This is a genomic window from Kribbella sp. NPDC051770 (assembly GCF_040681455.1).
Classification (GTDB): Bacteria; Actinomycetota; Actinomycetes; order Propionibacteriales; family Kribbellaceae; genus Kribbella.
Genome location: NZ_JBFAYT010000019.1, coordinates 56,828 through 83,560, shown reverse-complemented (window position 1 = coordinate 83,560; position 26,733 = coordinate 56,828). Strand labels below are relative to the sequence as shown.

The 26,733-nt window shown below is 69.5% G+C and carries 27 protein-coding genes; 15 read left to right on the top strand and 12 right to left on the bottom strand.

Annotated features, from left to right (window positions below):
* Positions 1 to 13 precede the first annotated feature (13 nt).
* Entirely contained in the window at positions 14 to 1,624 is a 1,611-nt protein-coding gene (locus AB0M01_RS37475) for an amino acid permease (RefSeq protein WP_363677378.1), read from the bottom strand.
* Between the two features lie 135 nt (positions 1,625 to 1,759).
* Between AB0M01_RS37475 and AB0M01_RS37470 the strand changes: the two genes are divergently transcribed.
* Entirely contained in the window at positions 1,760 to 2,698 is a 939-nt protein-coding gene (locus AB0M01_RS37470; RefSeq protein WP_363677377.1) for a tyrosine recombinase XerC, read from the top strand.
* A 72-nt stretch (positions 2,699 to 2,770) separates the two neighbouring features.
* Positions 2,771 to 3,250 (top strand): Rrf2 family transcriptional regulator, encoded by a 480-nt coding sequence (locus AB0M01_RS37465; protein ID WP_363677375.1) that lies wholly within the window; start codon positions 2,771 to 2,773, stop codon positions 3,248 to 3,250.
* Between the two features lie 12 nt (positions 3,251 to 3,262).
* Here the strand turns inward: AB0M01_RS37465 and AB0M01_RS37460 are convergent, their stop codons facing one another.
* Positions 3,263 to 4,144: a peptidoglycan DD-metalloendopeptidase family protein gene (locus tag AB0M01_RS37460; protein WP_363677374.1), complete on the bottom strand. Its 882-nt coding sequence runs from the start codon at positions 4,142 to 4,144 to the stop codon at positions 3,263 to 3,265.
* Between the two features lie 297 nt (positions 4,145 to 4,441).
* Between AB0M01_RS37460 and rpsB the strand changes: the two genes are divergently transcribed.
* The 6 genes from rpsB to AB0M01_RS37430 all read left to right on the top strand — a co-directional run bounded on the left by rpsB (position 4,442) and on the right by AB0M01_RS37430 (position 9,448).
* On the top strand, positions 4,442 to 5,368 hold the full coding sequence (rpsB, locus tag AB0M01_RS37455) for a 30S ribosomal protein S2 (RefSeq protein ID WP_363677373.1): 927 nt from the start codon (positions 4,442 to 4,444) through the stop codon (positions 5,366 to 5,368).
* Between the two features lie 259 nt (positions 5,369 to 5,627).
* The gene (gene tsf / locus AB0M01_RS37450) at positions 5,628 to 6,446 is read left to right on the top strand and encodes a translation elongation factor Ts (protein ID WP_363677372.1); all 819 of its coding nucleotides are present in this window, start codon (positions 5,628 to 5,630) and stop codon (positions 6,444 to 6,446) included.
* A gap of 54 nt (positions 6,447 to 6,500) precedes the next feature.
* Entirely contained in the window at positions 6,501 to 7,262 is a 762-nt protein-coding gene (gene pyrH / locus AB0M01_RS37445; RefSeq protein WP_344183774.1) for a UMP kinase, read from the top strand.
* Positions 7,263 to 7,417: 155 nt separating this feature from the next.
* The gene (gene frr / locus AB0M01_RS37440; RefSeq protein ID WP_363677371.1) at positions 7,418 to 7,975 is read left to right on the top strand and encodes a ribosome recycling factor; all 558 of its coding nucleotides are present in this window, start codon (positions 7,418 to 7,420) and stop codon (positions 7,973 to 7,975) included.
* Entirely contained in the window at positions 7,975 to 8,808 is an 834-nt protein-coding gene (locus AB0M01_RS37435) for a phosphatidate cytidylyltransferase (RefSeq protein WP_363677369.1), read from the top strand. Before frr ends, AB0M01_RS37435 begins: the two co-directional genes overlap by 1 nt.
* 31 nt (positions 8,809 to 8,839) lie before the next feature.
* On the top strand, positions 8,840 to 9,448 hold the full coding sequence (locus tag AB0M01_RS37430) for a GNAT family protein (RefSeq protein WP_363677367.1): 609 nt from the start codon (positions 8,840 to 8,842) through the stop codon (positions 9,446 to 9,448).
* Here AB0M01_RS37430 and AB0M01_RS37425 read toward each other — a convergent pair.
* Complete coding sequence (locus AB0M01_RS37425) at positions 9,438 to 10,433, bottom strand: LLM class flavin-dependent oxidoreductase (RefSeq protein WP_363677365.1); 996 nt, start codon at positions 10,431 to 10,433, stop codon at positions 9,438 to 9,440. The two genes, AB0M01_RS37430 and AB0M01_RS37425, sit on opposite strands and share 11 nt — an antisense overlap.
* Positions 10,434 to 10,579: 146 nt before the next feature.
* Here AB0M01_RS37425 and AB0M01_RS37420 point away from each other — a divergent pair, with 146 nt between their 5' ends.
* The gene (locus AB0M01_RS37420) at positions 10,580 to 11,221 is read left to right on the top strand and encodes a C39 family peptidase (RefSeq protein ID WP_363677363.1); all 642 of its coding nucleotides are present in this window, start codon (positions 10,580 to 10,582) and stop codon (positions 11,219 to 11,221) included.
* Here AB0M01_RS37420 and AB0M01_RS37415 read toward each other — a convergent pair.
* Positions 11,209 to 12,150 carry an NAD(P)-dependent oxidoreductase gene (locus AB0M01_RS37415; protein WP_363677362.1) on the bottom strand — a complete coding sequence of 314 codons (942 nt, stop codon included), beginning with the start codon at positions 12,148 to 12,150 and terminating at the stop codon, positions 11,209 to 11,211. The genes AB0M01_RS37420 and AB0M01_RS37415 overlap by 13 nt on opposite strands.
* 22 nt (positions 12,151 to 12,172) lie before the next feature.
* A complete protein-coding gene (locus tag AB0M01_RS37410) occupies positions 12,173 to 12,997 on the bottom strand; it encodes an SDR family NAD(P)-dependent oxidoreductase (protein ID WP_363677360.1) in 825 nt (274 codons plus the stop codon).
* A 71-nt stretch (positions 12,998 to 13,068) separates the two neighbouring features.
* On the opposite strand from AB0M01_RS37410, the gene AB0M01_RS37405 reads away from it, so the two are divergent.
* From AB0M01_RS37405 to pdxY, 4 genes are all read left to right on the top strand, one after another.
* Positions 13,069 to 13,971 carry a LysR family transcriptional regulator gene (locus AB0M01_RS37405; protein WP_363677358.1) on the top strand — a complete coding sequence of 301 codons (903 nt, stop codon included), beginning with the start codon at positions 13,069 to 13,071 and terminating at the stop codon, positions 13,969 to 13,971.
* Positions 13,972 to 14,032: 61 nt separating this feature from the next.
* Complete coding sequence (rlmN, locus tag AB0M01_RS37400) at positions 14,033 to 15,151, top strand: 23S rRNA (adenine(2503)-C(2))-methyltransferase RlmN (RefSeq protein ID WP_363677356.1); 1,119 nt, start codon at positions 14,033 to 14,035, stop codon at positions 15,149 to 15,151.
* Complete coding sequence (locus AB0M01_RS37395; protein WP_363677354.1) at positions 15,151 to 15,663, top strand: DivIVA domain-containing protein; 513 nt, start codon at positions 15,151 to 15,153, stop codon at positions 15,661 to 15,663. The genes rlmN and AB0M01_RS37395 overlap by 1 nt, the downstream gene beginning before the upstream one ends.
* A 77-nt stretch (positions 15,664 to 15,740) precedes the next feature.
* Entirely contained in the window at positions 15,741 to 16,592 is an 852-nt protein-coding gene (pdxY, locus tag AB0M01_RS37390; RefSeq protein ID WP_363677351.1) for a pyridoxal kinase PdxY, read from the top strand.
* Here the strand turns inward: pdxY and AB0M01_RS37385 are convergent.
* On the bottom strand, positions 16,589 to 17,683 hold the full coding sequence (locus AB0M01_RS37385; RefSeq protein WP_363677349.1) for a Rossmann fold nucleotide-binding protein: 1,095 nt from the start codon (positions 17,681 to 17,683) through the stop codon (positions 16,589 to 16,591). The genes pdxY and AB0M01_RS37385 overlap by 4 nt on opposite strands.
* A 54-nt stretch (positions 17,684 to 17,737) precedes the next feature.
* Here AB0M01_RS37385 and AB0M01_RS37380 point away from each other — a divergent pair, with 54 nt between their 5' ends.
* Positions 17,738 to 19,027 (top strand): aspartate aminotransferase family protein, encoded by a 1,290-nt coding sequence (locus AB0M01_RS37380; RefSeq protein ID WP_363677347.1) that lies wholly within the window; start codon positions 17,738 to 17,740, stop codon positions 19,025 to 19,027.
* On the opposite strand, the gene AB0M01_RS37375 is transcribed toward AB0M01_RS37380, so the two are convergent.
* On the bottom strand, positions 19,024 to 19,917 hold the full coding sequence (locus AB0M01_RS37375; protein ID WP_363677345.1) for an aminoglycoside phosphotransferase family protein: 894 nt from the start codon (positions 19,915 to 19,917) through the stop codon (positions 19,024 to 19,026). The genes AB0M01_RS37380 and AB0M01_RS37375 overlap by 4 nt on opposite strands.
* 85 nt (positions 19,918 to 20,002) lie before the next feature.
* Between AB0M01_RS37375 and AB0M01_RS37370 the strand changes: the two genes are divergently transcribed.
* On the top strand, positions 20,003 to 21,421 hold the full coding sequence (locus AB0M01_RS37370) for a hypothetical protein (protein ID WP_363677343.1): 1,419 nt from the start codon (positions 20,003 to 20,005) through the stop codon (positions 21,419 to 21,421).
* Between the two features lie 27 nt (positions 21,422 to 21,448).
* Here AB0M01_RS37370 and AB0M01_RS37365 read toward each other — a convergent pair whose 3' ends face one another.
* The 5 genes from AB0M01_RS37365 to AB0M01_RS37345 form a co-directional block, all read right to left on the bottom strand.
* On the bottom strand, positions 21,449 to 23,230 hold the full coding sequence (locus AB0M01_RS37365) for a helix-turn-helix domain-containing protein (protein ID WP_363677341.1): 1,782 nt from the start codon (positions 23,228 to 23,230) through the stop codon (positions 21,449 to 21,451).
* A gap of 132 nt (positions 23,231 to 23,362) precedes the next feature.
* Complete coding sequence (locus AB0M01_RS37360; protein ID WP_363677339.1) at positions 23,363 to 24,229, bottom strand: amino acid ABC transporter permease; 867 nt, start codon at positions 24,227 to 24,229, stop codon at positions 23,363 to 23,365.
* Positions 24,229 to 24,876 carry an amino acid ABC transporter permease gene (locus AB0M01_RS37355; RefSeq protein WP_363677337.1) on the bottom strand — a complete coding sequence of 216 codons (648 nt, stop codon included), beginning with the start codon at positions 24,874 to 24,876 and terminating at the stop codon, positions 24,229 to 24,231. The genes AB0M01_RS37360 and AB0M01_RS37355 overlap by 1 nt, the downstream gene beginning before the upstream one ends.
* 79 nt (positions 24,877 to 24,955) lie before the next feature.
* Complete coding sequence (locus tag AB0M01_RS37350) at positions 24,956 to 25,879, bottom strand: glutamate ABC transporter substrate-binding protein (RefSeq protein WP_363677335.1); 924 nt, start codon at positions 25,877 to 25,879, stop codon at positions 24,956 to 24,958.
* Positions 25,880 to 25,938: 59 nt separating this feature from the next.
* A complete protein-coding gene (locus AB0M01_RS37345) occupies positions 25,939 to 26,715 on the bottom strand; it encodes an amino acid ABC transporter ATP-binding protein (protein ID WP_363677333.1) in 777 nt (258 codons plus the stop codon).
* Positions 26,716 to 26,733 lie beyond the last annotated feature (18 nt).

Genomic DNA, 26,733 nt, shown 5'->3' with positions numbered 1-26,733 from the left:
GGTGGTGCTGGAATCAGTTGCGCATGTGCTTGCCGCGGTTGGACTTCGGTGGGTTGCGGACCGCGCGGAGCTCGTTGTTCTCGTGGCGGACCGGCTGCAGGCCGCCGGTCCCCGGATCGGTGTCGCCGATCTCGAAGTCCCAGCTCTCCTCGTTGGCCAGGCGGCTGTGCCAGCGGCCGTACAGGCCGTAGATGGCCAGACCGATCAGCATCCAGATGCCGAACTTGGTCCACGTACCGGTCTTGAGGTTGAGCATCAGCCACAGCGTCGCGGCCAGTGACAGCAGCGGGATCAGGGGCACCAGCGGGACGCGGAAACCGCGCTCCAGGTTCGGCTCGGTACGGCGCAGGCGGAGCACTCCGACAGCACAGAACGCGAAGCAGAACAGGGCTCCGATGACCAGCAGCTCCTCGAGCTCGACCACCTTCGGGTAGAGCGTGAGCAGCAGGGCGGCGCCGCCAGCCGCCGTGGCGGCGCGAGCCGGCGAGGAGTAGACCCGGCTGACCCGGCCCAGGCTCTTCGGCAGCAGGCCGTCACGGCCCATGTTGAAGAGCACGCGGCTCTGGGCGATCAGAACCACCATGATCACCGTCGACATCGCCAGCAGCGCGCCGAGATTGACCACGTCCGCGGCCCAGCCGACCCCGACCGATTCCAGGGCCTCCGACACCGGAGCGCCGCCGCCGAGCTGACCGTACGGCCGCAGTCCGACCAGGACGACCGCCATCGCGACGTACAGGACGGTGACGACGACGACGCCGAGCAGCATGCCCTGCGGGACCGTCTTGCGCGGGCTGCGGGCGTCCTCGGACGCGGTGGCGATCAGGTCGAACCCGATGAACGCGAACACGATCGCGCTGGCGGCCGTGAAGATGCCCATCATGCCGAACGAGCCGAACGACGAATCGAGCATCCAGCCCAGCAGCGTTGGATTCGCCGTCGCCGGTGCCGGGCGCTCCATCGGGACGAAGGGCTTGAAGTTCTCCATCTTGATGTGCGTCGCGCCGACCACCACGACCAGCAGGATGACCGCGACCTTGGCCGCCACCACCACGGTCAGCACCCGGGCCGACAGCTTGGTGCCGGTGACGATCATCGCGGTCAGCAGCAGGATCAGCAGCGGGGCGACCAGGTTCACCTTGGCCTCGGGGCCGAAGAACTGGGCCAGCCCGTCGGGCAGGGTGACGCCGAAACCGTTCAAGGTCGCGAGGAAGTAGGCGGACCAGACACGGGCGACGATCGCGGCGGCGGTGACGAGCTCCAGCACCAGTGCCCAGCCGACCAGCCACGCCCACATCTCACCGAAGGTGACGTAGCTGAACGTGTAGGCGCTGCCGGACACGGGAATGGTCGACGAGAGCTCGGCGTAGCACGCGGCTGCCAGCAGGCAGACGAGCGCCGCCACCACGAACGACAGAATCACGGCAGGGCCGGCCACGTTCGCGGCCTGCTTGCCGCTCAGGCTGAAGATGCCGGAACCGATCATCACACCGAGGCCGAGCACGACAAGGTCGCGTCGACCGAACAGCCGCGGTAGTCGGTGCCGCGCCTCCTCGACTCGGGTGAACGCCGACTCGACCGGCAGGCGCCGGCCTACGGTCTGTCCGTTCGCTGAGGGGGCCATGGTCAGGGGTGCCTCCGTTGCTACTAGGGCAATCGGGCCGAACAGTAGTCGACCTGGGGACTACGGGCCAGACCTCCTTGTGTCGCCACCGCGCGGCTGCTTGCGATGCCGGGGCCACTCACGCATGGTCGAACCATGGCACCGGACGACGTCGGCCCAGCGCGCTCCGTACCGCGAGAACTCGCTGCGTTACTGGCTGACTACGAACGGCATCTGACGGCGGAAAGAGGCCTCAGCGATCATTCGGTCCGAGCGTACATGGGAGACGTCGCCGATTTGATCGATCATTTGAATCGGCTTGGTCACGATGAGTTGGGCACGCTCGACATTCGTGGCCTGCGGTCCTGGCTGGCCAAGCAGCAGAGCCTCGGCAAGGCTCGCAGCACGATGGCCCGGCGGGCCACGGCCGCGCGGGTGTTCACCGCGTGGGCTCAGCGGACCGGGCGGATCGCGACTGATCCGGGGGCGTTGCTGGCCAGTCCCAAGGCGCACAAGACGTTGCCGGGGGTGCTGGGGCAGGCGGATACGCGTGCTGTGCTCGATGCTGCCGCGGTCGCGGCGGATGACGGGAGCGCTGTCGGGCTGCGGGATCTGGCGATCATGGAGCTGCTGTACGCGACCGGGATCCGGGTTGGAGAGCTTTGCGCTCTCGATCTGGACGAAGTCGATAGGGAACGCCGCGTGGTTCGCGTCTTCGGTAAGGGGCGTAAGGAGAGATCGGTGCCGTACGGCGTACCGGCTGGGGCTGCGTTGGAGTCGTGGTTGGGGGTGCGGGGGCAGTTGGTGCGGGAGGGGAGTGGGGCCGCGCTGTTCCTCGGGGCGCGGGGTGGGCGGATCGATCAGCGGACCGTACGGCGGGTGGTGCATGCGCGGATCGGGGCAGTGGAGGCGCCGGACCTGTCGCCGCACGGGTTGCGGCACACGGCGGCGACGCATCTGCTCGAGGGCGGGGCTGATCTGCGGAGCGTGCAGGAGTTGCTGGGGCATGCGTCGTTGGCTACGACGCAGGTCTACACGCATGTGTCGAGTGAGCGGTTGCGGGCGGCGTACCAGCAGGCTCATCCGCGGGCTTGAGGTCGCTTGCCGTGGGTGGGGTCGCGGCGGGGTGATGGGCGGGCGGGACGGGAATGGGGCAGACTGCGGGCCATGCGGGTTTCGGCTAAATCTGACTATGCGTTGCGGGCGCTGATCGAGATCACTCAGCGCTGGGTCGCGAACGATCCCTCGGTGGTGTCGGCGGAGGAGCTCAGCCGGCAGCAGGGGATACCGCACGGGTTCCTGCAGGGGATCCTGGCTGATCTTCGGCGGGCCGGCGTGCTGACGAGTCAGCGGGGACAGTCTGGTGGGTGGAAGCTGGCTGTGGATCCGAACGAGATCTCGGTGGCTGATGTGATGCGGGCTGTGGACGGGCCGATCGTGAGTATCTCCGGGGTGCGGCCGGAGAGTGTCGACTACAACGAGCGGGCCGTGGTGCTGCAGCGGGTGTGGATCGCTGCTCGGGCGAGTCTGCGGGACGTGCTGGAGCACACGACGCTGACGGATCTTGCCAAGGGCAAGCTTCCGGCGGGGGTGGAGCGGCGGTCGAAGGACGAGGACGCTTGGCAGGCGCGGGTTCCGGGGAGCTGAGGTCATCTTTCGTCAGTGGTTTCTGATGAGGGCTGCTGCGGTGATGGTGAGTAGGGCTGTGAGGGTGACCAGCAGGGTGGGGGCCAGGGGGTTGGCTTCTCGGGTTGGTTTTTCGGTGGTGGGGGTTGGCGGGGTGCCCGGGCGTGGGGTGGTCGGGAGTGGTGGCACTGCGTTGGGTGGGAGTAGCCACGCTGCGTTGGGTTGGGGTTGTTGGCAGGCCGGCGGGCACGTGGTCTGTGGCTGAGGCCGCTGCGCCGGAGGAAAAGACGTGGTGGGGTCTGGCCGGGAGCGCGGGGGTGAGGTGGTGGGGAGTGGTGACGCGGCGTTGGGTGGGAGTGGTCGAGCGGCGTTGGGCTGGGGTTGTTGGCAGGCCGGCGGGCACGTTGGCTGTGGCTGAGGTCGCGGCGCCGGGGGAGAAGACTTGGGGAGTTCTGCGGGGTGTGCCGCGCGGGGCTGGGGTTGGGTTGTGGGGAGTAGGCGGACCGGGTGGGTGGGGAGTAGCTGCAGGGGGTTGAGGTAGGTCTTGCCCTCCAGGAGGCCCCAGTGGAGGCAGGTTGTGGGGGTGCAGTGGGAGGCGGCTGCTGAGAGGGTGCCGATGGGTTGGCCTTGGGTTACCTGGGTGCCTCGGGGGAGGGACGGGATCACGGGCTCGTAGGTGGTTCGGTGGGGGCCTCGGGTGATCACCACGACGGAGCGGCCGGCTACCGGGCCGGCGTACGTGATGGTGCCGGGGGTTGCGGCTAGGACTTTTTGGCCTGGGGTGCCTTCGAGGTCGATGCCTCGGTGGCCGGGGAGCCAGGGCTTGGCCGGTGGGGTGTAGGGGTGGACGATTCTGGGTTGGGGGGTGAGGGGCCAGATGGCGTCTGCGAGGGGTGGGGGCTGCAACGGGGTCATACGGGGAATGTGCAGGTGGGAGCGGTGAAACGCGGGGGTGAGTTGGGGGCTGTGGACGGGGTGGGGGCCGGTTCGACCAGGGGTGGGGTTCTCGCGTAGACTTTTGGTGGCGTCCCACCTCGGTGGGGCGACTTCGCACGTCTGCACACATCCGAATCCTCTTGGTCCCGGTTCGCCGGGGTGGGGTTCGCGCGGGCGTCAGGCGCGACGGACCAACCCCGGTCCGCCGCGGACCAACCGAGACAGCGTCACCGTGACGGGTAACCCGTGCGGGGCGCGACAGGAGAGAACCACGTCATGGCCGTCGTCACCATGAAGCAGCTGCTCGAGAGCGGCGTGCACTTCGGGCACCAGACCCGTCGCTGGAACCCGAAGATGAAGCGCTACATCCTCACCGAGCGCAACGGCATCTACATCATCGACCTGCAGCAGTCGCTGTCGTACATCGACCGCGCCTACGAGTTCGTCCGGAGCACCGTCGCCTCCGGCGGCGCGATCCTGTTCGTCGGCACCAAGAAGCAGGCCCAGGAAGCGATCGCCGAGCAGGCGACCCGGGTCGGCATGCCCTACGTGAACCAGCGCTGGCTGGGCGGCATGCTCACCAACTTCCAGACCGTCAACAAGCGGCTCCAGCGCCTCAAGGAGCTCGAGCTGCTCGACTTCGACGACGTCGCCGCCTCCGGTGTGACGAAGAAGGAGCTGCTGCAGAAGCGTCGCGAGCACGACAAGCTGCTCAAGACCCTCGGCGGTATCCGCGACATGGGCCGGGTTCCGTCCGCGGTCTGGATCGTCGACACCAAGAAGGAGCACCTCGCGGTCGACGAGGCGCGCAAGCTCAAGCTGCCGATCATCGGCATCCTGGACACCAACTGCGACCCCGACGAGGTCGACTTCCCGATCCCGGGCAACGACGACGCGATCCGCTCCGTCGGCCTGCTCACCCGCGTCGTCGCCGACGCCGTGGCCGACGGGCTGATGGCCCGCTCCGGTCAGGGCGCTGCCGCCGCCGGTGAGGAGCTGGGCGCCGAGGAGCCGATGGCCGCCTGGGAGCGCGAGCTGCTGGAGAGCCAGAACGCCGCCGCGGCCGCCCCGGCCAAGGCCGACGAGGCCCCGGCTGCTGCCGAGGCCCCCGCCGCGGAGGCGTCGGCCGCCGCGACCGAGGCGCCGGCTGCCGAGGCTCCGGCCGAGGCCGCTGCCGACGAGGCGCCGAAGACCGAGGCCTGATCCCGTTCCGGGCTGCCGGACGACCTGGTACGCCGCCGGGACCCGCAAGGGTCCCGGACCGGCGGGCAGGAGATCGGTGGCCCGGGCGAGGCAGGACCCGGAAGGCTACGGAGGAAATGACCCGGACCTGAAGGCCCGGCCGGAATCCGTACAAGCTTCAGGATCGACAAGGTTCCGAGTGTGGAACCCCGATCGCCCGGCGACGCCGCCGGGCGGCGACCACCAGCTGATCGCACCGACTAGATCGAGAGAACGAGGAATGGCGAACTACACCGCCGCTGACGTGAAGAAGCTCCGCGACGCCACCGGCGCGGGCATGATGGACGCGAAGAAGGCGCTCGAGACCACCGACGGTGACTTCGAGAAGGCGATCGAGGAGCTGCGCATTCACGGCGCCGCCAAGGCCGCCAAGCGCGGCGCCGAGCGCTCGGCCTCCAACGGCCTGGTCGCCGCCGCCGAGAACGCGCTGGTCCAGCTGAACTGCGAGACCGACTTCGTCGCCAAGAACGAGCAGTTCCAGCAGCTCGCCGCCGACATCGTCGCGCACGCCGCCGCCAGCAAGGTCGGCGACGTCGAGGGCCTGCTGAACGAGAAGCTCACCGACGGCAAGAGCGTCGCCGAGAACATCGAGGCCCTGGCCGCGGTCATCGGCGAGAAGCTCGAGCTCGGCAAGGTCGCCGTCTTCGACGGCAAGGTCACGGCGTACATGCACAAGCGTGCGGCCGACCTCCCGGCCCAGGTCGGCGTGCTCGTCGAGTTCGAGGGCGATGACGTCGAGGCCGCCCGGGGCGCTGCCATGCAGGCCGCCGCGATGCGCCCGCTCTACACCAACCGCGACGAGGTCCCGGCCGAGACGGTCGAGAACGAGCGCCGGATCGCCGAGGCGACCGCTCGCGAGGAGGGCAAGCCGGAAGGCGCCCTGCCGAAGATCGTCGAGGGCCGGGTGAACGGCTTCTTCAAGGAGGTCGTGCTGACCGAGCAGTTGTCGGTCCAGGACAGCAAGAAGTCCGTGAAGGCCGTTCTCGACGCGGCCGGCGTGACCGTGAAGCGGTTCGCCCGCTTCGAGGTCGGCGCCTGACCGTCACCGGTTAGGACGAGACAGCACAGCATCATCGACGAGGAGGCCGGAATCGTGACGGAAACCCTGGGTACCGAGACGAATCCGGCCTCTTCGCCGTTCGATCCGGCCTACCACCGGGTGCTGCTCAAGCTGTCGGGGGAGGTGTTCGGCGGCGGCAAGCTCGGCGTCGACCCCGACGTGGTGAACTCGATCGCCAAGCAGATCGCCGAGGTGGTCCGGGCCGGTGTCCAGGTCGCCGTGGTGGTCGGCGGCGGGAACTTCTTCCGCGGTGCCGAGCTCCAGCAGCGCGGCATGGAGCGCAACCGCGCCGACTACATGGGCATGCTCGGCACCGTGATGAACTGCCTGGCGCTGCAGGACTTCCTGGAGAAGCTGGGCGTGGAGACCCGGGTCCAGACCGCGATCACGATGGGGCAGGTCGCCGAGCCGTACATCCCGCGCAAGGCCGACCGGCACCTGGCCAAGGGCCGGGTCGTGATCTTCGGCGCCGGCTCCGGGATGCCGTACTTCTCCACCGACACCGTCGCCGCCCAGCGCGCGCTGGAGATCGGCGCCGAGGCGCTGCTGATGGGCAAGCAGGGCGTGGACGGCGTCTACGACTCCGACCCCAAGACGAACCCGGACGCGGTGAAGTTCGACCAGCTCTCGTACGACGACTTCCTGGCCCGCGGGCTGCGGGTCGCCGACGCGACCGCGATCAGCCTGTCCCGCGACAACGCGCTGCCGATCGTGATCTTCGGCCTCGAGGAGGGCAACATCGCCCGGGTCGTGCGCGGCGAGAAGATCGGCACCGTCGTCTCCCCGGGCCAGTAGCCCGCGTCAGCGGCCGGGCCGCCCGATAGGGTACGTCGGGTCGGCCGGGTACTAGGATCGTTCGACACGCGGGCCCACGTCCGCGGGCTGGTCCGCCAGCGTTCGTAGGGTTTGAGCGGCCGCACCGACGCGGCCCCGAGGAAGCGAGGAATGTCGTGATCGACGAAGCACTCCGCGAAGCCGAGCAGAAGATGGCGAAGGCCGTGGAGGTCGCGAAGGACGACTTCGCCGCGATCCGCACCGGCCGCGCGCACCCGTCGATGTTCTCCAACATCGTCGCCGACTACTACGGTTCGCCGACGCCGCTGCAGCAGCTGGCCGGTTTCCAGGTCCCGGACCCGCGGACCGTGCTCATCTCGCCGTACGACAAGGGCGCGATGGCCGCGATCGAGAAGGCGATCCGCGACTCCGACCTGGGCGTGAACCCGGGCAACGACGGCGCGGTGATCCGGGTCTCGATGCCGCAGCTGACCGAGGACCGCCGCAAGGAGTACATCAAGGTCGCCAAGACCAAGGGCGAGGACGCGAAGATCTCGGTCCGGACCATCCGCCGGCACGCCAAGGACCAGATCGACAAGTCGGTCAAGGACGGCGAAGCGGGCGAGGACGAAGGCAAGAGTGCTGAGAAGCGGCTCGACGGGATGACGAAGAAGTACGTCGACTCGATCGACCAGCTGCTCAAGCACAAGGAAGCCGAACTGCTCGAGGTGTGATGGGACTCGACCAGAGCCCCTCCGTGCCGAGCCGCGCCGGGCGGAACCTGCCCGCCGCGATCGGTGTCGGGGTCGGCCTCGGTGCGGTGATCATCGGGTCGCTGTTCTGGCAGAAGTCGCTGTTCGTCCTGGTCGTGCTGGCGACGGTGCTGGTCGCCGTCGACGAGATGATCCGCGCGCTCAAGACCAGCGGGGCGACGATCCCGCGCATCCCGGTGCTCGCCGGGACGACGGCGATGCTCGTCGCGGCGTACTTCGGCGGGCCGATGGCGCTGCTGACCGCGATGGCGCTGACCGCGCTGGCGACGATCTTCTGGCGGATGCCCGGCGGCTCGATCGGCTTCGTCCGGGACGTCACCGCCGGGGTGTTCCTGCTCGGCTACATCCCGCTGCTCGCCGGGTTCGCCGTCCTGCTGGTCCAGCCGGACGACGACGGGCCGCAGCGGGTGGTGACGTTCTTCCTGGTCGTGGTGGCCAGCGACGTCGGCGGCTACGTGGCCGGCGTGCTGTTCGGCAAGCACCCGATGGCCCCGACGATCAGCCCGAAGAAGTCCTGGGAAGGCTTCGCCGGTTCGACGCTGGCCTGTATCGGCGCCGGGATCGGATCGGTCGTCTGGCTGCTCGACGGCGCCTGGTGGGTCGGCGCGATCGTCGGCGCGATCGCGGTGCTGACGGCAACGGTCGGCGACCTCGGCGAGTCGATGATCAAGCGCGACCTCGGGATCAAGGACATGTCCAACCTGCTGCCGGGCCACGGCGGCGTGATGGACCGCCTCGACTCCCTGCTGGCCACGGCTCCGGCCGTCTGGCTGCTGCTCCACCTACTGGTTTGACCGGCCGCCGCTCCGGAGGTTGGCTGGTGCCATGACCATCGCTCCGGACGGCCGCCCGCTGGTCGGCGACCTCGTACGCCTCGACCGCTTCGTTGCCAGTGACACCGATCAGCTGTACGCCGCGATCGACGACGACCGCGTGTACGCCGCGGGCTTCGGCGGCGGCCCGGGCGGTCGCCCGGCCGACGTCGAGCAGATGCGCGCCAAGTGGGCCAAGGCGACGCAGGACCGGACGGCGTACGTCGTACGGCTGGCCAAGGACTCGGAGCTCGGTGCCGAGGGCACCGTCGTCGGGACGACGAGCCTCGGCGATGTCGACCTGGCCAACGAGCGCGTTCACCTCGGCTGGACCGGCTACGCGCCGGCCGTCTGGGGGACCGCGGTCAATCCCTCGTGCAAGTTCCTGATGCTTCAGCACGCCTTCGAGGACTGCGGGTTCAACCGGGTCAAGATCCAGACCAGCCTGGTGAACACGCGCTCGCAGGCGGCGATCGCGAAACTCGGCGCCACGCGCGAAGGCGTACTGCGCCGGCACATCAAGCAGCCCGACGGCACTTGGCGGGACACGGTCGTGTTCTCGATCCTGGCCGACGAGTGGCCCGACGTACGGAAGGGCCTGCTCGCGCGGATCAGCGGCTGAGTTCGGCCAGCAGTCGGTAGTTCTCGAGCAGGTCGGCGCGGTCGTAGGTGTTGGTCGTGATCAGCACCTCGTCGGCGCCGGTCCGCTCGACCAGGCCGCCCAGGGCGACGTCCACCTCGGACGGTGTGCCGTAGATCTGGCCCTGCAGCGACTGCTCGAAGAAGCCGCGCTCCTTCTCGGTCATCTCGCGCCCCAGATCGAGCGGTTCCAGCGGTGGGAACACCCCGCGCGTCCGCGAGTAGGCGCTCGACCAGGCCTCGGGCAACAGCAGCTCCCGCGCGGCCTCGGCAGTTGCAGCGACAGCAGCAGTCGCCGCCAGTACGACGTACGGCTGCTGAGCCCACTCCGAGGACCTGAACGCGGCGCGGTAGCCGGCCACGGAGTCGAGCAGCGCCGCCTCGCCGCGGGCACCGGCGATCACCAGTGGCAGACCGAGCGATGCGGCGAGCTGGGCGCCCTCGCCGACAGCTAGTACATACGCCGGTACGTGGAGACCTTCGCCGGGACGTGCGTGGACCTGTGGGTGGCTGGACTGCTTGCCGGTGAAGTACCCGAGCAGCTCCCGCACCTGCTCGACGAAGTCCTCCGCCGCGTCCTTCTCGACCCCCAGCGCCCGGCGGATCCCGCCGGTGAAGCCGACAGATCGCCCCAGACCCATGTCGATCCGGCCCGGATACAGCGACTCCAGTACGCCGAACTGCTCCGCCACCACCAGCGGCCGGTGGTTCGGCAGCATCACCCCACCAGTCCCGACCCGGATCCGCGACGTCGACGCCGCGACAGCCGCCGCGAGCACGGTCGGCGCGGAGCCGACCACCCCGGGCACGCTGTGGTGCTCGGACACCCAGAACCGGTGGTAGCCGAGCTTCTCGACCTCCTGCGCGAGCCGGACCGTGCCGCGCAGCGTCTCCGCCTCGGTCTCGCCGACGCGCGTCCGGGAGCGGTCGAGGATCGACAGGGGGACACCGCGCAGCGAGGGACTCATGATGCAGAGTCCAACCGCGCGGTCAAGCTTTGGCATTCCTGGTGGAAAGGAAGCACCGATCCCACCAAATCTCCGGTAACTCCTTTACATCCGCCGCCGAACCGAGTGCACTGTGGGTGATCGGGGGGCCACAGTGAGGAGTTGAGATGAGGAAAGCGAAAGCCGTACTCAGCGGGCTGGTGCTCACCGGCGCGTTGCTGATGCCGACGGCCGGTCCGGCGGTGGCAGCCGACCCGGTCGCCACCAAGGCGGTCCCCAGCGGTGCCAGCAAGACGCTGACCGCCAAGACGCTGCAGGTCGACTTCCAGTACCAGGAGACGGGCTACTGGTGTGGCCCGGCGGCCACGCGGATCGCCCTGTCCGCCCGGGTCTCGCCGCCGAGCCAGCAGCAGCTGGCCAACGAGCTGCCCACCACCACGAACGGCACCGACTGGATCGGTCAGGTGACCCGCGTGCTGAACAACCACGTCGGCACCGGTTGGTACGAGACGAAGGAGATGCCGAACGACCCGCCCACGCAGGCGCAGCGCGACCTGCTCTGGCGCGACATCGTGCTCGACATCGACAACAACTACCCAATCGTCGCCAACATCGTCGCGCCGGCCAGCAACCACCCGCCGGGCTACCCGAACTACACGATCTACCACTACTTCACCGTGATCGGCTACGACACCGCCGACATGACCGTGCTGATCGCCGACCCGGCCGGGTTCGCCCCGACGGCGACGTACTGGCTGACGTTCAACCAGCTCGCGACGCTCATCCCGCCGAAGGGCTACGCGGCCTGAGCCAGCTCCTCGAGCACCGCGGCGACGTGCTGCAGGCGCAGGTCTCGCACCTCGCGCAGGCTGAAAGCGCCGCCGCGGTGCGGGCTCAGGACGACGTTGCCGAGCTCGTGGAACGGGTACGCCGAGGCGCTGATGGTCCCTGCGTCGGCTGACGTCGCCTCGTTCCACCAGACGTCCAGCCCGGCGGCGACCCCGCCGCCGACGAGCCGCTCGTACAGCGCGCGCTCGTCGACGACCGTGGCGCGGGCGACGTTGACCAGGACGCTCGGCTCCGGCAGCGCGGCGATCAGGTCCGGGCCGAAGAGGCCCTCGGTGGCCGGGGTACCGGGGACAGCCAGTACGACGACTCGCGACTCCGCGACGAGCGCGGGCAGCTCGGAGCGCGGGCGGAGCTGGACCTCACCGTCGACGGACGCGGTGTCGGCCGAGCGGATCGCAGAGACCCGCATGCCGAGGCCGGTCAGCGCGTGGGCGACGCGGCGGCCGACCTCGCCGTAGCCGACCACGAGCGCGGGATGGCCGCCGAGGACCATCGTCGGGTTCGGCGGGACGAAGCGTGGGGTCCAGTCGCCCGCGCGCATCGCCTGGTCGGCGGGGACGATCGCGCGGGCGGCGGCGAGAGTGAGGGCGACCGCGAGCTCGGCGGTCGGGCCGGCGTTGTGGTGGACGGTGCGGACCACCAGCTCGGAGCGGGTGGACAGCAGCGCCCGCGTCTCCGCGGGCACCCCGGCGTACGGGATGACCAGAGCGCGGAGGCGCGGGCTGGCCGCGAGGAGTTCCTCGGTCGGGCGGCCGTCGACCAGTACGTCGTACGCCGCGTCAGCGGTCGGCGGGCCGTCGGTGAAGCGCCAGTCGGGATAGGCGATGGCGAGGCGTTCGGTCGCGTTGTCGTCGAGCGCGCCGAGGCCGTGCACCCAGAAATCGGTCACGCCTCGCAATGTAGACCCAAGCTCAGATCGCCGTGGAGCGGCTCAGCTCCTCCCACTCGGTCACCGACGCCAGCAACGCCTCGTGGTGCTCCCTCAGCCCGTCGACCGCGTCGTTGCCCAGCAGCAGGCGCAGCGGCGGGTTGCCGCTGTCCAGCGCCTTCATGATCGCCGCGACGCCCTTGACCGGGTCGTTCTGCTCCGAGTCGAGCAGCGCGACGGTCGCCGCCCGGGTAGCGCCGGCGGTCTCCCGGTAGACGTCCAGCGCCTCCGTGGTCACCTTGTTGCGGTTGAACGCCGTACGGAACGCCCCCGGCTCCACGATCAGCACTCGGATACCCAGCGGAGCCAGCTCAGTGGCCAGTGCCTCCGAGTACCCCTCCAGGGCGTGCTTGGCCGAGTTGTACGCGCCGTAGCCCGGGTACGTCTTCAGCCCGCCCAGCGAGCTCATCTGCACGATCGTCCCCGATCCCTGCGCGTGCAGCGTCGGCAGCACAGCCTCGACCACCTGGGCAGCGCCGAAGAACACCACGTCGAACTGCTCCCGCAACCGCCGTACGCCGACCTCTTCGATCGCGCCCATCACCATCGAGCCCGCGTTGTTCACCAGTACGTCGATCCGCCCGAAGACCGCCAGCGTTACCTGTACCGCTGCCTCGATCGACGCCGGGTCCGTGACGTCGAGGGCCGCTGTCGAAGCGCCACGCTCAGCCAGGTCGACCAGTGTCTCGGGCCGGCGCGCAGTGGCCATCACCTGGTCGCCGGCAGCCAGTGCGGCGAGCACCAGCTCGCGTCCGAAGCCTGTGGAGCAGCCGGTGATCAGCCAAACCTTGTTGTTGTTGTTTTCCATGCTCCGAGTCTTCGTCCGGACGCCCGTGCGGGACCAACACCGGCTGCCTGGCGCAGCAGTAGCCTGGGCCTGTGACCCCCGAGCTGCGGCAGCTGCGCTACTTCGTCGCGGTAGCGGAGGAGTCGAGCTTCACTCGCGCCGCTGCACGGCTGACGATCGCCCAGCAGTCGCTGTCGCAGCAGATCACGTTGCTGGAGCGGCAGGTCGGCGCAAAGCTGTTCGACCGGGACAGCCGAGGCACTGCACTGACGGAGGTCGGTGCGCTGTTCCTGCCTGAGGCGCTGGCGGTGCTGGAGCGAGCAGACCAGGCGATGGCCGTCGTAGCTCGTGCTGTGCGTGGCGAGATCGGCCTGCTCCGGCTGGCGTTCCTGGCGACTACTGCGAACTACCTGCTGCCACCGGTCGTCCGGGCGGTGCGGGAGCGCTTCCCGGACCTGCAGCTCGCAACTGAGGAGACGACGATCGGCCCGCTGGTCGAGGGCGTTCGCAGCGGCCGGTACGACGTGGCGTTCACCCGGCCGCCGCTGGTCGAGGACCTGGCGAGCACGACGCTGGTCACCGAGGAGATCTGCGCTGTGCTGCCGGAAGGGCACCGGCTGGCTGACCATCAGCAGCTCGACCTGCGGGACCTCGCCGACGAGCCGTGGCTGCTGACGCCGCGCAGCTCGTGGCAGCCCTGGCACGACGTGTACGACGCGGAGTTCCGCGCGGCCGGGTTCGAGCCGAAGGTGGTGCACCGCGACGCCAGCGTCCAGGTGCTGCTCGGGATGGTCGCGGCCGGGGTCGGGGTGACGCGGCTGGCGCGGTCGGCGTCGAGCCTGCGGCGTACGGGGGTGGTGTTCGTGCCGATCGCGGGGGAGCGGGTGGCGACGGAGATGGTCTGGCTGCCGGAGAACGCGTCGCCGGTGCTGCCCGCCGTACGGCGAGCGGTGGAGGAGCTCGCCGCCGGCAGCGATCTGACCGCTGCCGGGTAGTGACCGGGGCCACCGGTGTGAATTTGTGAAAGCGGTCGGCGGCGAGGGACAATCGAGGGCGATGACTACCTCCCTCCCGCTCGTTTTCGATGAACCGCGCCGTGCCAAGAAGCCGCCGCGGCACCTGGCCGACCTCAGCGGGGAGGAGCGCAAGGCGGCGGTGGTGGCGCTCGGCGAGCCTGGTTTCCGGGCCAAGCAGCTGTCGAACCACTACTTCTCCCGGCTGGTCTCCGACCCGGCCGAGATGACCGACCTGCCGGCGGCGACGCGGGACAATCTGGCCGCTGATCTGCTGCCGCCGTTGCTGACGAAGGTCCGCGACCTGGAGTGCGACAACGGGCAGACCCGCAAGTCGCTGTGGAAGCTGCTCGACGGCTCGCTCGTCGAGTCCGTCCTGATGCGCTACACCGACCGTACGACGATGTGCGTGTCGTCGCAGGCCGGCTGCGGCATGGCCTGCCCGTTCTGCGCGACCGGCCAAGCCGGGCTGACCCGGAACATGACCACCGCCGAGATCGTCGAGCAGGTCGTCGACGGCGCCCGGGCGCTGTCGCGGGGCGAGATCGCGGGCGGTCCGGGGCGGGTCAACAACATCGTCTTCATGGGCATGGGCGAGCCGATGGCCAACTACAAGGCCGTCATCGGCGCGGTCCGCCGGTTCACCGACCCGTCCCCGGAGGGCCTCGGCATCTCGGCGCGCGGGATCACCGTGTCGACCGTCGGGCTGGTGCCGCGGATCAACCAGCTGGCGACCGAGGGCATCCCGGTCACGCTCGCGCTGTCGCTGCACGCGCCGGACGACGAGCTGCGCGACGAGCTGGTCCCGATCAACAACCGCTGGAAGGTCGACGAGGTCCTCGACGCCGCCTGGGGGTACGCCGAGAAGACCAAGCGCCGGGTCTCGATCGAGTACGCGATGATCCGCGACATCAACGACCACGCCTGGCGCGCCGACCTGCTGGCCGAGAAGCTGGCCGCCCGCGGCGACTGGGGCTGGGTGCACGTCAACCTGATCCCGCTGAACCCGACCCCGGGCTCGAAGTGGACCGCCTCCGACCCGGCCGACGAACGCGAGTTCGTCCGCCGCCTGCAGGCCGGCGGCATCCCGGTCACCGTCCGCGACACCCGCGGCCAGGAGATCGACGGCGCCTGCGGCCAGCTCGCCGCCGCCAACAGCTGATGGAGGCTCCGCTCTTCCGCCGCGTCAAGTGGCAGGAGGGCTACGACATCGCCGAGGTGGACGCGTTCGTCGCGCGCATCGAGGCGACGGTCGAGGGCCGCCCGGGCGTCGACGCGGTCACCGCCGCCGACGTACGCAACGTTGCGTTCAGTCCCGTCCGTTTCCGGGAGGGCTACGCGATCGAGGATGTCGATGCCTTCCTCGACGTCGCAGTACAGAGCCTGACCAACCGCCCATCCTCGAACCAGCCGCCGAGCAGCACCCCGGCCGCCGTACAGCGGGAGACTCCCCGCTTCACGCTGGTCAAACTCCGCGAGGGCTACGACATCGCCGAGGTCGACGACTTCGTCGACCGCGTGATGGCCACGGTCAACGGCCTGCCCGTCGACAGCCCGGTGACCCGCGCCGAGGTCAGCCGGGTCCAGTTCTCCCCGGTCCGCTTCCGCGAGGGCTACGACGTGATGGAGGTCGACCTCTTCCTCGAAGAGGCCGAGAGCTGGCTCAAACCGTAGCCAGCAGCAGCTTCGCGAGCTCCTTCGGCCGGGAGACCGACAGAATCCGTGGCAGTGCCGGATGGCATGATCGAGCGGTGAAGATCCTCTCGATCCAGTCCGCCGTGGCCTTCGGGCACGTGGGGAACTCGGCTGCCGTCTTTCCGCTTCAGCGCATCGGGGTGGAGGTGCTGCCGGTCTACACGGTGAACTTCTCCAACCACACCGGGTACGGCGCCTGGCGTGGGCCGATGATCAGCCCGGACGACGTCCGCGCGGTGATCCAGGGCATCGAGGACCGTGGCGTGCTGCCGCAGATCGACGTGGTGCTGTCCGGCTACCAGGGCGGCGAGGGGATCGCGGACGTGATCCTCGAGGCTGTGGACAAGGTCAAGGCGGCGAACCCGGGCGCGGTCTACTCCTGCGACCCGGTGATGGGCAACGCGAAGTCCGGCTGCTTCGTCGCGCCGGCGATCCCGGTGCTGCTGCGGGACCGCGTGGTCCCGGCGGCCGACATCATCACGCCCAACCAGTTCGAGCTGGGCTTCCTGACCAACACCGAGCCCGACACGCTCGAGTCCACGCTGGCGTCGGTCGAGCTCGCCCGTGCGACCGGCCCGCGCACGGTGCTCGTCACCAGTGTCGAGCGCCCCGACCGCGGGGACGGCACGATCGAGATGCTGGCCGTCGACGACAGCGGCGCCTGGATCGTCCGTACGCCGTACATCCCGATGAAGGCGAACGGCTCCGGCGACGTCACGGCTGCGCTGTTCACCGCGCACTACCGGCGTACCGGCGACCTCGCGGAAGCGCTGGCCCGGACCACGTCGAGCGTGTTCGACCTGCTCACCCGGACGCACGAGTCCGGTGAGCGCGAGCTGCAGCTCGTCGAGTCGCAGGAGGCCTACGCCAACCCGCAGATGCAGTTCACCCCGGAGAAGGTCGCCTAGCTGACCAGCGCCGCGGCCTCCTCGATGGTGTCGACCAAGTGGATGGACGACTCCATCGGGCGGCCGCCGGCCAGCGACCGCAGCAGCGGCCAGACCGGTAGTTCAGCTGTCCAGTGAGCGACGCCGACGAGGACCATGGGGATCTGGGTCGCCGGGTCGCCGTAGTAGTTCGGCGTGACGGCCTGGAAGATCTCCTGGACGGTGCCGGCCGCGCCGGGCAGGTAGAGGATGCCGCCGCGGGCCCGGCTGAGCAGGACGTCCTCGCGCTGGGCGTTGGAGAAGTACTTCGCGATCGACGACGCGAACACGTTCGGCGGCTCGTGCCCGTAGAACCAGGTCGGGATCGACACACCGCCGTCGCCTGGGTAAGTCCGGCGGACCGCGAGACCGGCGCCGGCCCAGGCAGCGATGGACGGGCGGAAGGAGGGGACGGCGGCCAATGCCTCCAGAGCTGAATCGACCGCCGAGGAGTCGTACGCCGAGAGCATCGCGCCCAGGTTGGCCGCCTCCATCGCGCCCGGGCCGCCGCCGGTCGCGACGGTCAGCCCCGAGCGGGTCAGGCAGCGCCCGAGCTCGACGGCCGACCGGTACGTCGGGTCGCCGCGCTTGATCCCGTGGCCGCCCATCACACCGATCCAGGGCCGGCCGTCGGGGAGCTCGTGCAGCGCGTCGGCGATCGAGTGGTCGTGCAGCGCCGCGGCGAGGGTGCGGCTGGTGTCGCCCTTCTCGTCGTGCTGCCGCGACCAGGCGTAGATCCGGGCGTCCGGGGTCGCGTCGTAGCCCGCGTCGAGGCTGGCGTACAGCTCGTCGGCGTCGTACAGGGTGCCGCGGTACGGGTCGAACGGCAGCTCCGGGATCGCCGGGAAGAGCAGGCCGCCGCCGTCGCGGATCCAGGCGGCGGCGGGCTCCTCCAGCGCGCAGCCGAGGAACAGCGAGCCGGCCGGGGTCAGCGCGAGCAGCTGCGCGGTGCGCCCGGACAGGTCGACCGACTGGACCCGCCAGCCGGTCATCGCGGTCGCTCCGGCGGCCAGGACCTGGTCGAAGTGGGCCAGGGACTCGATGTCCACGTGCGGGATGCTCGGCTGCGTCACCCGCAGAACCTTAGGACACTGTCGGACAACCCGAAGATGAGGTATTGCTAAGACATGACACATGCGGAGCTCTGGGAGCGTCACAAGGCCGTCATGCCGGACTGGCTGTCGTTGTACTACGAGGAGCCGATCGAGATCGTCCGGGGCAGCGGCCGGCGGGTCACTGACGGGGAAGGCAAGGAGTACCTGGACTTCTTCGCCGGCATCCTGACCAACGCGATCGGCTACGACATCGCCGAGATCTCCGACGCCGTCCGCGAGCAGCTCGGCAGCGGGGTCGCGCACACCTCCACGGTGTACCTGATCCGCCGGCAGATCGAGCTGGCCGAGAAGATCGCCGGGCTGTCCGGGATCGAGAACGCCAAGGTGTTCTTCACCAACTCCGGGACCGAGGCGAACGAGGCCGCGCTGCTGTTCGCGACCCAGAAGCGCCGGTCCAACCAGGTGCTGGCGATGCGCAACTCGTACCACGGCCGCGGCTTCGGCACGGTGGCGATCACCGGCAACCGCGGCTGGTCGGCGAGCAGTCTGTCGCCGGTCAACGTGCAGTACCTGCAGGGCGCGTACCGGTACCGCAGCCCGTTCCGAGACCTGCCCGACGCCGAGTACGTGCAGCGCTGCGTCGAGGACCTGCGCGAGGTGATCGCGACGACGACCGCCGGGGACGTGGCCTGCCTGATCGTCGAGCCGATCCAGGGCGTCGGCGGGTTCTCGTCGCCGCCGGACGGCCTGTACGCCGCGTTCAAGGAGGTCCTCGACGAGTACGGGATCCTGCTGATCTCCGACGAGGTGCAGACCGGGTGGGGCCGGACCGGCGAGCACTTCTGGGGGATCCAGGCGCACGACGTGGTCCCGGACGCGATGACGTTCGCGAAGGGGCTCGGCAACGGGTTCGCGATCGGCGGCGTGGTGGCGACGCCCGCGCTGATGGACAGCCTGAGCGCGAACTCGCTGTCGACGTTCGGCGGCAACCCGATCTCGACCAGCGCCGCCAAGGCGACGATCGAGTACCTGCTCGACCACGACCTGCAGGCGAACGCGGCCAAGCGCGGCGCGCAGTTGGCCGATGGGCTGCGGGGGATCGCGGACGAGTTCCCGGAGCTCGGCGAGGTGCGCGGGAAGGGGCTGATGCTCGCGGCCGAGATCGTGAAGCCGGGCGACAAGGCGCCGGACGCGGCGACGACGGCGAAGCTCCAGCAGGAGGCGAAGAACCGCGGCCTGCTCGTCGGCAAGGGCGGCCTCTACGGCAACGTGCTGCGGATGGCGCCGCCGATGACGCTCACCGAGCCGGAGACGACGGAAGCCATCGAGATCCTCCGAGAGTCCTTCAACACTCTTCGTTAAGAAGAGAGTTGGTGATCGGCGAGCACCTCGTCGATCACCAACTTGTTGATCTCCTCGTCGCGCCCGTCGGCGAGCACGATCAGCGCCTTCCACAGCGCCCACCCGCGCGCCCTCGCCCACGTCCCGGCATCAGCAGCGACCGTACGCCGGAACGCCGCCCGGCTCTCACCCGAGAACATCGTCCACGCGATCACCAGGTCGCACGCCGGATCGCCCACCCCGGACGTCCCGAAGTCGATCACCGCCGACAGCTTCCCGTCCCGCACCAGAAGGTTGCCCGAGGCAATGTCCCCGTGGAACCACACCGGCGGCCCGTCGAAGCGACTGGCCAGCGCGGCCTCCCAGACCGCCGAAGCAGCCTCGACGTCGACCTGACCGTCCAGCGCGACCAGCGCAGCCCGCGTCTCGGAGTCGTAGTACGCCGGCGGCCCGCCGCGGTGGAAGTTGTGCCCACCCGGCACCGGACCGCCCGTCGCGTCGCACGCCTGCAATGCAAGGAGAAACTCGCCGACCGCCACCGCGAACGCTGTCAGGTCCGAGATCCGCTCCACCGACGAGGTCTCCCCGTCGAGCCACCGCCGTACGGACCAGTGGTGCGGATACCCCTCACCCGGCACCCCGTTGCCCACCACCTCCGGCACCGGCACCGGCAAGTACGGCGCGAGCCGCGGAATCCACTCGTTCTCCTTGCCCACCGCCTCCGCGTACGCCGCCGCCGACGGCAGCCGAACCGTCATCGACGCCCCCAGCCGGTACGTCCGGTTGTCCCACCCGTCCACCTTCACCGGCTCCACCGCCAGCTCGGCCCACTGCGGGAACTGCGCCTTGATCAGCCGCCGTACCAGCCCCGCGTCGATCCCGCCGCGTCCGTCCACCGAAGTCCCGTCCATCCCGGCAGTCTGGGCAAGCTCGCCGCGCTGCACAACCGGATTACCACCCCGGGCATGAGCTAGGGTGGCGCCTTGGGGAGGGACTGTGCGGATCAACCTCTGCGTCCGGGAAGGCGATTTCGTCGACACCCGGTGGACGACCCTCGGCCTGAGCATCGCGTACTCGATGGCCGGCAGCGGTGCCTTCGACGGTACGCCGCCCGCCTCCGATCGCTGGGACGCGCTGCACGACGCCTTCTGGTCGAGCACCTGCTCGGTCGAGATCGACCCCGGCGCGTCGCTCGCCGACCTGACCGCCGCGGCCCTGCAGGCGGCAGGCTCCGCCGGTCTCGTGTCCGGACCGATGGGGGACGAGACGACCTCCTGGCTCGCCGACGCAGTCACCGACAAGACCTACGCCGCCGAGGTGACGGTGGAGTCCACTGACCTAGAGGACGGCGACCTCGTCGTTCTCTGTGTCGAGCACCCGCCCACCGCTCTGTACAGCCTGATGCCCACTCCCAACGCAGCTCGCCTCTTCTCGCAGCTGCAGCTGGCCGAAGCGGTCGAGGACGCGCCGAAGATCCGCGGCGTGCTGCTCTACACCGCGGCCGACGTGGAGCTGGCGGCGTTCGTCCGCACGCATTTCGACGAGTTGAACGCCTTGTCGGGCGAGCAGTTCCAGATCTTCGTGCACGAACGACCGGCGAACTGGCGACGGGCCAAGCGGTACTGGAAGCCCAGGATGCGGCCGGAGCTCTACCGCATGCTGGCGGCGTTGCAGTGGCTGAAGTGGGGTCCGTACGAGAAAAGCGACGTGTACGCCGTCGCGCACCGGTTCGGCGTCCGTTTGACCGAGCTGCCGTGCCTGGTGCTGTTCAACTCGACCGGCTCCGGTGAGCGGTTCGTGTTCCCGCTGGGGAACGCCGGGCCGGCTGAGTTCCGGCGGCTGTTCGGCGCCCTCTCCGAGACGCTCAACGGCGAGCGGCCGGCGCCGGCCGGCCTCAAGCGGCAGCTCGAACGGCTGCGCAACGACAGCTACCAGTTCGCGTGGAACGAACCCGAGAGCCTGGCACCTGACCTGGACCGGCTGGCCGAGGCCGAGCGGCGGTTCCGGGCCGAGCTCACGCAGACCGCAGGCAGCTACGCGTTCAGGGGCGCGACGGTGATCATCAACTCCGGAGGACCAGCCATGACCGAGAACTTCAACTTCCACGGTCCGACGACCTTCGTCAACCGCCCGACCGACACCGTCATCCGCGACTTCCAGAACACGTACGCCGCGGCGCCGGCCCGTCAGGACCTGGCGTCGCTGCTGGAGCTCGTGCTGGACAGCGACGAGCTCGACGACGCCGGACGCGAGACGGTCGCGCAGCTGATCCACGACCTCCCGAACGACCTCACCACGGCACCGGAGAACGCGCGCCACAAACTCGAGCGGATCAAGACCACCGTCGGCCGGGCCGCCGACATCGCGGCGCCGGCCCTCGGGATCGTCAGCAAGATCCTCGAACTGCTGCCCTGACGAGGACCAGATCGTCAGGCCCTGAGCTCAGATCGTCAGCACGATGCCGTAGTCGCGGATCTTGCGGTAGATCGTCGCGCGCGACATCCCCAGGTCGCTGGCCGCCTTGTCCTTGTTGCCGCGGTGGATGACCAGCGCCTTGACGACGGCGTCGCGTTCCAGGGACTCCAGCTGGGTGAGTCGGCGTCGCGTCGTGGCACGGCACTCGCCGGGGAGGTCGTCGAGCTGGATCGTGCCGGAGCGCCGGTGCTGAGCCACGCGCAGCAGCACCCGCCGGAGCTGCTCCACGTTGCCCAGCCAGGGCAGACGCATCAGCTGTGCCAGCGCGGACGAGGAGATCGTCAGCTGGTTGCCTCGGTTGAGTCGGCCGAGCAGGTGGGGGACCAGCTTGTGCATGTCCTCGAGATGGTGCCGCAGCGGCGGTACCTCGATGGTGTGCGCGAAGTGCGGCAGCAGTTGCGCGTCGACGGCCGCGTTGCGCGACTCGCTGCGCATGGTCAGCGCGACCCACACACCACGCCGCTGGTCGGCGTACTCGAGGAGGAGGTCGGACAGCCCGCCCACTGTCTCCGCGTCGAGCAGGTGCGCACGCCGTACGACGAGAGAACCTGCTCCCGCCGACAGCTCCTCAGCGATCGTGTCCAGCCAACCAGGACCGACCTCCGACGCGTCCATCACCCGGAAGTGCCCGGAGCCGTTGCGCAGCTGGTTGACCGAGCGGAGCAGCGCGATCTTGCCGACGCCGGCCTCACCCTCCAGCACCACCCACGACCCGCTCTTCCGCGAGGTGTCCACCGCGTGGCAGACCCGCTGCCACGTCGCACTGGTCCCAGCCAGCCCAGGCATCACCGGTACGACGGCCGGAGCCGCCGAGTCGAGCCCTGACTGCACCTGGATCCGCAGCACTCCGCCGGCCAGCTCAGCGCCGCTGAACGCCGGCCGGTAGTCCATCCGGGCGACCAGCCCGCTCGGCAGGTCGGTCACCAGCGTCACCGGCGACGACTCCCCGGCAGCGTCAGCGGAACGCGCCAGCAACGCCGCCTGGTCCGCAGGGTCGAATCGCTGCTGGGCCTGGGCGTTCATCATCACCAGGTCCTTGCTGAGCGCCAACACCCCGCTCCCCGGATGCTGACAGGCCGCCAGGTAGTCCCGGAACAGCGCCAGCTCCCGCGCGCCCGCCCGGGCCAGCACCTGCTGCTCGATCTTCTGCGCGGTGGAGCGGGCGCAGTACATCAGCAGCGCGTTGGAGTGCGCCACCGACGACGTCAGATCCAGTACGCCGAGCAGCGCACCCGTGATCGGGTGGTGGATCGGCGCGCCCGCGCAGGCGAAGCCGCCGAGCCGGCCGGTGAAGTGCTCGCTGCCGGTGACCATCGTCGGGACGCCGGCCTCCAGCGTCGTACCGATCCCGTTGGTGCCTACCTGCTCCTCGGCGTAGCTGAAACCGGGGGACAGGTGAGCGCGATCCAGCTTCCGCACCAGCGATTGGTCGGCGCAGGTGCGCTGCAGCACCAGTCCCTGGGCGTCGGTGAGGATGATGCTCACCGATTCGTTGGCGAGCTCCTCGGCCAGCGCGGTCAGCACCGGCGTCGCGCTGAGCGCGAGCGCGGACGGCTCCTCGATCGGTCCCAGGTACGTCGGGTCGAGGTGGTCGGTGTCGACCCGGAGCCGGGACGACCGCACCCAGGAGGCCTGGATCGGCTCCCGGACCAGCGGGTCGAACGCACCGGAGGACAGGAAGCGGTCGCGGGCCCGCTGCAGGACCAGGCTGCCGCCGTGGGCGGTGTGACGGTCGTCCGGTGAGTCCACAGGCGGCGCCTCTCGGCATCGGGATACGGGCGGCTGCCACCAAGATCCGTCTCAGATCAAGACAAGCGCAAGGGCTCAGCGTCGTCCCGAAAGGCACCGGCCCGAACCGCGGTGCGGTTCGGGCCGGGGGAGTCAGCGGACGGCGTCGCCCGTTTCGATCGGGGTGTCGATCGGGGGTGGGGCGCCGGTGATCTTGCTGCGGCGGCGGGAGCGGCCTTCGAGGTAGCGGGCCAGCAGCGAGAGCAGGGAGCACAGGCCGATGTAGACGACCGCGACGACGAAGTACGTCGGGATGTAGGGGAAGCCGAACTCGAGGCGGCCGCCCATCTGCTTGGCGACGTAGAGGAGCTCGTTGTAGGTGATGATGAAGCCGAGCGCGGTGTCCTTGAGCAGGACGACGAGCTGGCTGACGATCGCCGGGAGCATCGCGCTGATCGCCTGCGGGAGCAGGATCAGCCGGACGACCTGGTTCTTGCGCAGGCCGGTGGCGTACGCCGCTTCGCGCTGGCCCTTGGGAACGGCGGCGATGCCGGCCCGGAAGATCTCGGCGAGGACCGAGCCGTTGTAGAGGGTCAGGCCGAGGACGACCGCCCAGAACGGGCTCAGGCCGAGCTTGAACTGCAGGCTGCCGTAGTAGAAGAAGAACATCAGGATCAGCAGCGGGATCGCCCGGAACAGCTCGACGACGAAGGTCGCCGGCACCCGCAGGATCGCGTGGTCGCTGATCCGCGCGGCCGCGAAGACCGCTCCGAACAGCAACGCCAGGACCGCGGCCAGGGCGGCCGCGCGCAGGGTGTTCAGCAGGCCGTCGAGCAACTCGTTCTGGATCGCCGTGTACTGGAACTGCGCCCAGCGGCGGCTCTCGAACTGGCCGGTCTGGTTCAGCCGGTACAGCACCCACGCGACGGCGGCCAGCAGGGCCAGCACCACCACGACGTTGATGATCCGGTTGCGCGCCTTCGCGCGGGGCCCGGGTACGTCGTACAGGACCGCACTCATCAGGCCACCGCCGTCCGTCGCTCGGCCCACCGCTGCAGGAAGACCAGGGGAATGATCAGGATCAGGAAGCCGATGGTGATCCAGAGCAGCGTCAGCATCTGGTTCTCACCGCGCTCGGCCATCGCCGCCGGGATCGACCCGGCCTCGACGATGGAGAAGCCGGCCGCGATCGTGGTGTTCTTCAGCAGCGCGATCAGCACGCTGGTCAGCGGCGGCACGATGGCCCGGAAGGCCTGCGGCAGCACCACGATGTTGAGCACCTGGACGAACGTCATCCCGACCGAGCGGGCCGCCTCGGCCTGCCCCGGCGGGATGGTGTTGATCCCGGACCGGACCACCTCGCAGACGAACGCCGAGGTGTAGACGGTCAGCGCGACCACGCCGGACCAGAAGAACGACGGCAGGTTGATCTGCATCTTCGGGGCGCCGAAGACCAGGAACGCGAACACCAGCGTCAGCGGGGTGTTCCGCAGGGTGTTCACGTAGCCGGTGCCGATCGCCCGCAGCGCGGGCACCGGGGAGACCCGGAAACCGGCCAGCAGGGTCCCGAGCACGAGGCTGAGCGCACCGGCGATCAGGAACAACCGCAGTGTCGTCCAGAACCCGTCCCGGAACAGTTCCCAGTTGTCGGTGAGGACCGAGAGCATCGCGACCTTCCAGAAGATGAGGGAAACGCGGCCCGGCCACGGCGCCGGGGTGAGCCGGTCGCCGTGGCCGGACGGTGGATCAGTACTTCTCGAGCGGCGGCGGCGTACCGGCCGAGCCGGACTTGCCGAGCGTCGCGTCGTACAGGGACTGCCAGGTGCCGTCACCGAAGGAGGCCTCGAGACCGGCGTTCACCTTGTCCCGCAGCGGCTTGTCGGCCAGCGGCAGGCCGATGCCGTACTTCTCGGTGCTGAACGGCTTACCGACCACCCGCAGCTCCTCGGGCGCGTTGGCCGCGTAGCCCTTGAGGATCGCGTCGTCGGTGGTGACGGCGTCGGTCTTGTTGTCGAGCAGCTGGGAGACGCACTCGGAGTAGGTCTTGAACTCCGAGATGTTGCTGGCCTCGGTCAGGTTCTCGTCCTTGACCTTCTGGATCGGCGTCGAGCCGGTCGCCGAGCAGACCTTCTTGCCCTTCAGGGCGTCCTTGCCGGCGTCCATCGAGGTGTCGGCCTTGCGGACCAGCAGGTCCTGGCCGGCGATGAAGTACGGGCCGGCGAACGAGACCAGCTTCTTGCGCTTGTCGGTGATCGAGTAGGTGCCGACGTAGTAGTCGATCTCACCGCCGGCGATCGCCGTCTCGCGGTTGGCCGACGGGATCTCCTTGTACTCGATCTTGTCCGGGTCCAGGCCGAGCTGGGCCGACACCATCCGGGCGATCTCGATGTCGAAGCCGCAGCGCTTGCCGTTGGCGTCCTTGTACCCGAGGTTCGGCTGGTCGGCCTTGACCCCGACGACCGCGTTGCCGCGGGCCTTGATCTTGGCGTACGTCGCGCTGCCGGCCACGTCGGCGGCCGCGGCCACGTCGAACTTGTGCAGGTCGCCGCAGTCACCGGTGGAGCTGCCGCCGCCACCGCTGGCCGCCGGCGTGCCGTCCTTGCCACAGGCACCGACGGTGAGCGCGAGGGCCGCGACGCCGACCGAGGCGACGAGGGTGCGCATCTTCATGTTGGGGATCCCCTTCGTGTTGTGGAGCGGTTGCGACCGGCCGCTGGGCCGGCGGGCGTCTAGTGCTTGAGGATCTTCCCGAGGAAGTCCTGGGCGCGTCGCGACGTCGGGCTGGTGAAGAACGTCTCCGGGTCGGCCTCCTCGACGATCTCGCCGTCGGCCATGAACACCACCCGGTTGGCCGCCGAGCGGGCGAAGCCCATCTCGTGGGTCACCACGACCATCGTCATGTCCTGCCGGGCCAGGTCGACCATCACCTCGAGGACCTCCTGGATCATCTCCGGGTCCAGCGCCGAGGTCGGCTCGTCGAACAGGATCACCTTCGGGTCCATCGCCAGCGCGCGGGCGATCGCCACCCGCTGCTGCTGGCCGCCGGACAGCTGGGCCGGGTACTTCTGGGCCTGGTTGGCCACGCCGACCCGCTCCAGCAGCTCCATCGCGCGCTGCTCGGCGACCTTCTGGTCGAGCTTGCGGACCTTGCACGGACCGAGGGTGACGTTCTGCAGGATCGTCTTGTGGGCGAACAGGTTGAACGACTGGAACACCATGCCGACGTCGGCGCGCAGCCTGGCCAGCGCCTTGCCCTCGCTGGGCAGCGGCTGCCCGTCCAGCGTGATGGTGCCGGTGTCGATCGGCTCCAGCCGGTTGATCGCGCGGCACAGCGTCGACTTGCCGGACCCCGACGGCCCGATCACCACGACGACCTCGCCCTTGCTGATGGACAGGTTGATGTCCTTCAGCACGTGCAGGTCGCCGAAGTGTTTGTTGACGCCCGACAGGGCGACCAGGCCGGTGCTGACCGGAACGGTGTTCGTCGAGGTGACGGAATCGCTCATGGCGTGAACCTAGCCGAG

Excerpts from the sequence above, each read along its gene's own strand:
- AB0M01_RS37345 (WP_363677333.1), bottom strand. The coding sequence starts at position 26,715 with ATGAGCGATTCCGTCACCTCGACGAACACCGTTCCGGTCAGCACCGGC.
- AB0M01_RS37395 (WP_363677354.1), top strand. The coding sequence starts at position 15,151 with ATGGAGGCTCCGCTCTTCCGCCGCGTCAAGTGGCAGGAGGGCTACGAC.
- AB0M01_RS37475 (WP_363677378.1), bottom strand. The coding sequence starts at position 1,624 with ATGGCCCCCTCAGCGAACGGACAGACCGTAGGCCGGCGCCTGCCGGTC.
- rpsB (WP_363677373.1), top strand. The coding sequence starts at position 4,442 with ATGGCCGTCGTCACCATGAAGCAGCTGCTCGAGAGCGGCGTGCACTTC.
- AB0M01_RS37375 (WP_363677345.1), bottom strand. The coding sequence starts at position 19,917 with ATGGACGGGACTTCGGTGGACGGACGCGGCGGGATCGACGCGGGGCTG.
- AB0M01_RS37430 (WP_363677367.1), top strand. The coding sequence starts at position 8,840 with ATGACCATCGCTCCGGACGGCCGCCCGCTGGTCGGCGACCTCGTACGC.
- AB0M01_RS37460 (WP_363677374.1), bottom strand. The coding sequence starts at position 4,144 with ATGACCCCGTTGCAGCCCCCACCCCTCGCAGACGCCATCTGGCCCCTC.
- AB0M01_RS37410 (WP_363677360.1), bottom strand. The coding sequence starts at position 12,997 with ATGGAAAACAACAACAACAAGGTTTGGCTGATCACCGGCTGCTCCACA.
- AB0M01_RS37355 (WP_363677337.1), bottom strand. The coding sequence starts at position 24,876 with ATGCTCTCGGTCCTCACCGACAACTGGGAACTGTTCCGGGACGGGTTC.
- AB0M01_RS37465 (WP_363677375.1), top strand. The coding sequence starts at position 2,771 with ATGCGGGTTTCGGCTAAATCTGACTATGCGTTGCGGGCGCTGATCGAG.
- rlmN (WP_363677356.1), top strand. The coding sequence starts at position 14,033 with ATGACTACCTCCCTCCCGCTCGTTTTCGATGAACCGCGCCGTGCCAAG.
- AB0M01_RS37380 (WP_363677347.1), top strand. The coding sequence starts at position 17,738 with ATGACACATGCGGAGCTCTGGGAGCGTCACAAGGCCGTCATGCCGGAC.
- AB0M01_RS37350 (WP_363677335.1), bottom strand. The coding sequence starts at position 25,879 with ATGAAGATGCGCACCCTCGTCGCCTCGGTCGGCGTCGCGGCCCTCGCG.
- AB0M01_RS37470 (WP_363677377.1), top strand. The coding sequence starts at position 1,760 with ATGGCACCGGACGACGTCGGCCCAGCGCGCTCCGTACCGCGAGAACTC.
- AB0M01_RS37425 (WP_363677365.1), bottom strand. The coding sequence starts at position 10,433 with ATGAGTCCCTCGCTGCGCGGTGTCCCCCTGTCGATCCTCGACCGCTCC.
- AB0M01_RS37435 (WP_363677369.1), top strand. The coding sequence starts at position 7,975 with ATGGGACTCGACCAGAGCCCCTCCGTGCCGAGCCGCGCCGGGCGGAAC.
- AB0M01_RS37420 (WP_363677363.1), top strand. The coding sequence starts at position 10,580 with ATGAGGAAAGCGAAAGCCGTACTCAGCGGGCTGGTGCTCACCGGCGCG.
- tsf (WP_363677372.1), top strand. The coding sequence starts at position 5,628 with ATGGCGAACTACACCGCCGCTGACGTGAAGAAGCTCCGCGACGCCACC.
- AB0M01_RS37360 (WP_363677339.1), bottom strand. The coding sequence starts at position 24,229 with ATGAGTGCGGTCCTGTACGACGTACCCGGGCCCCGCGCGAAGGCGCGC.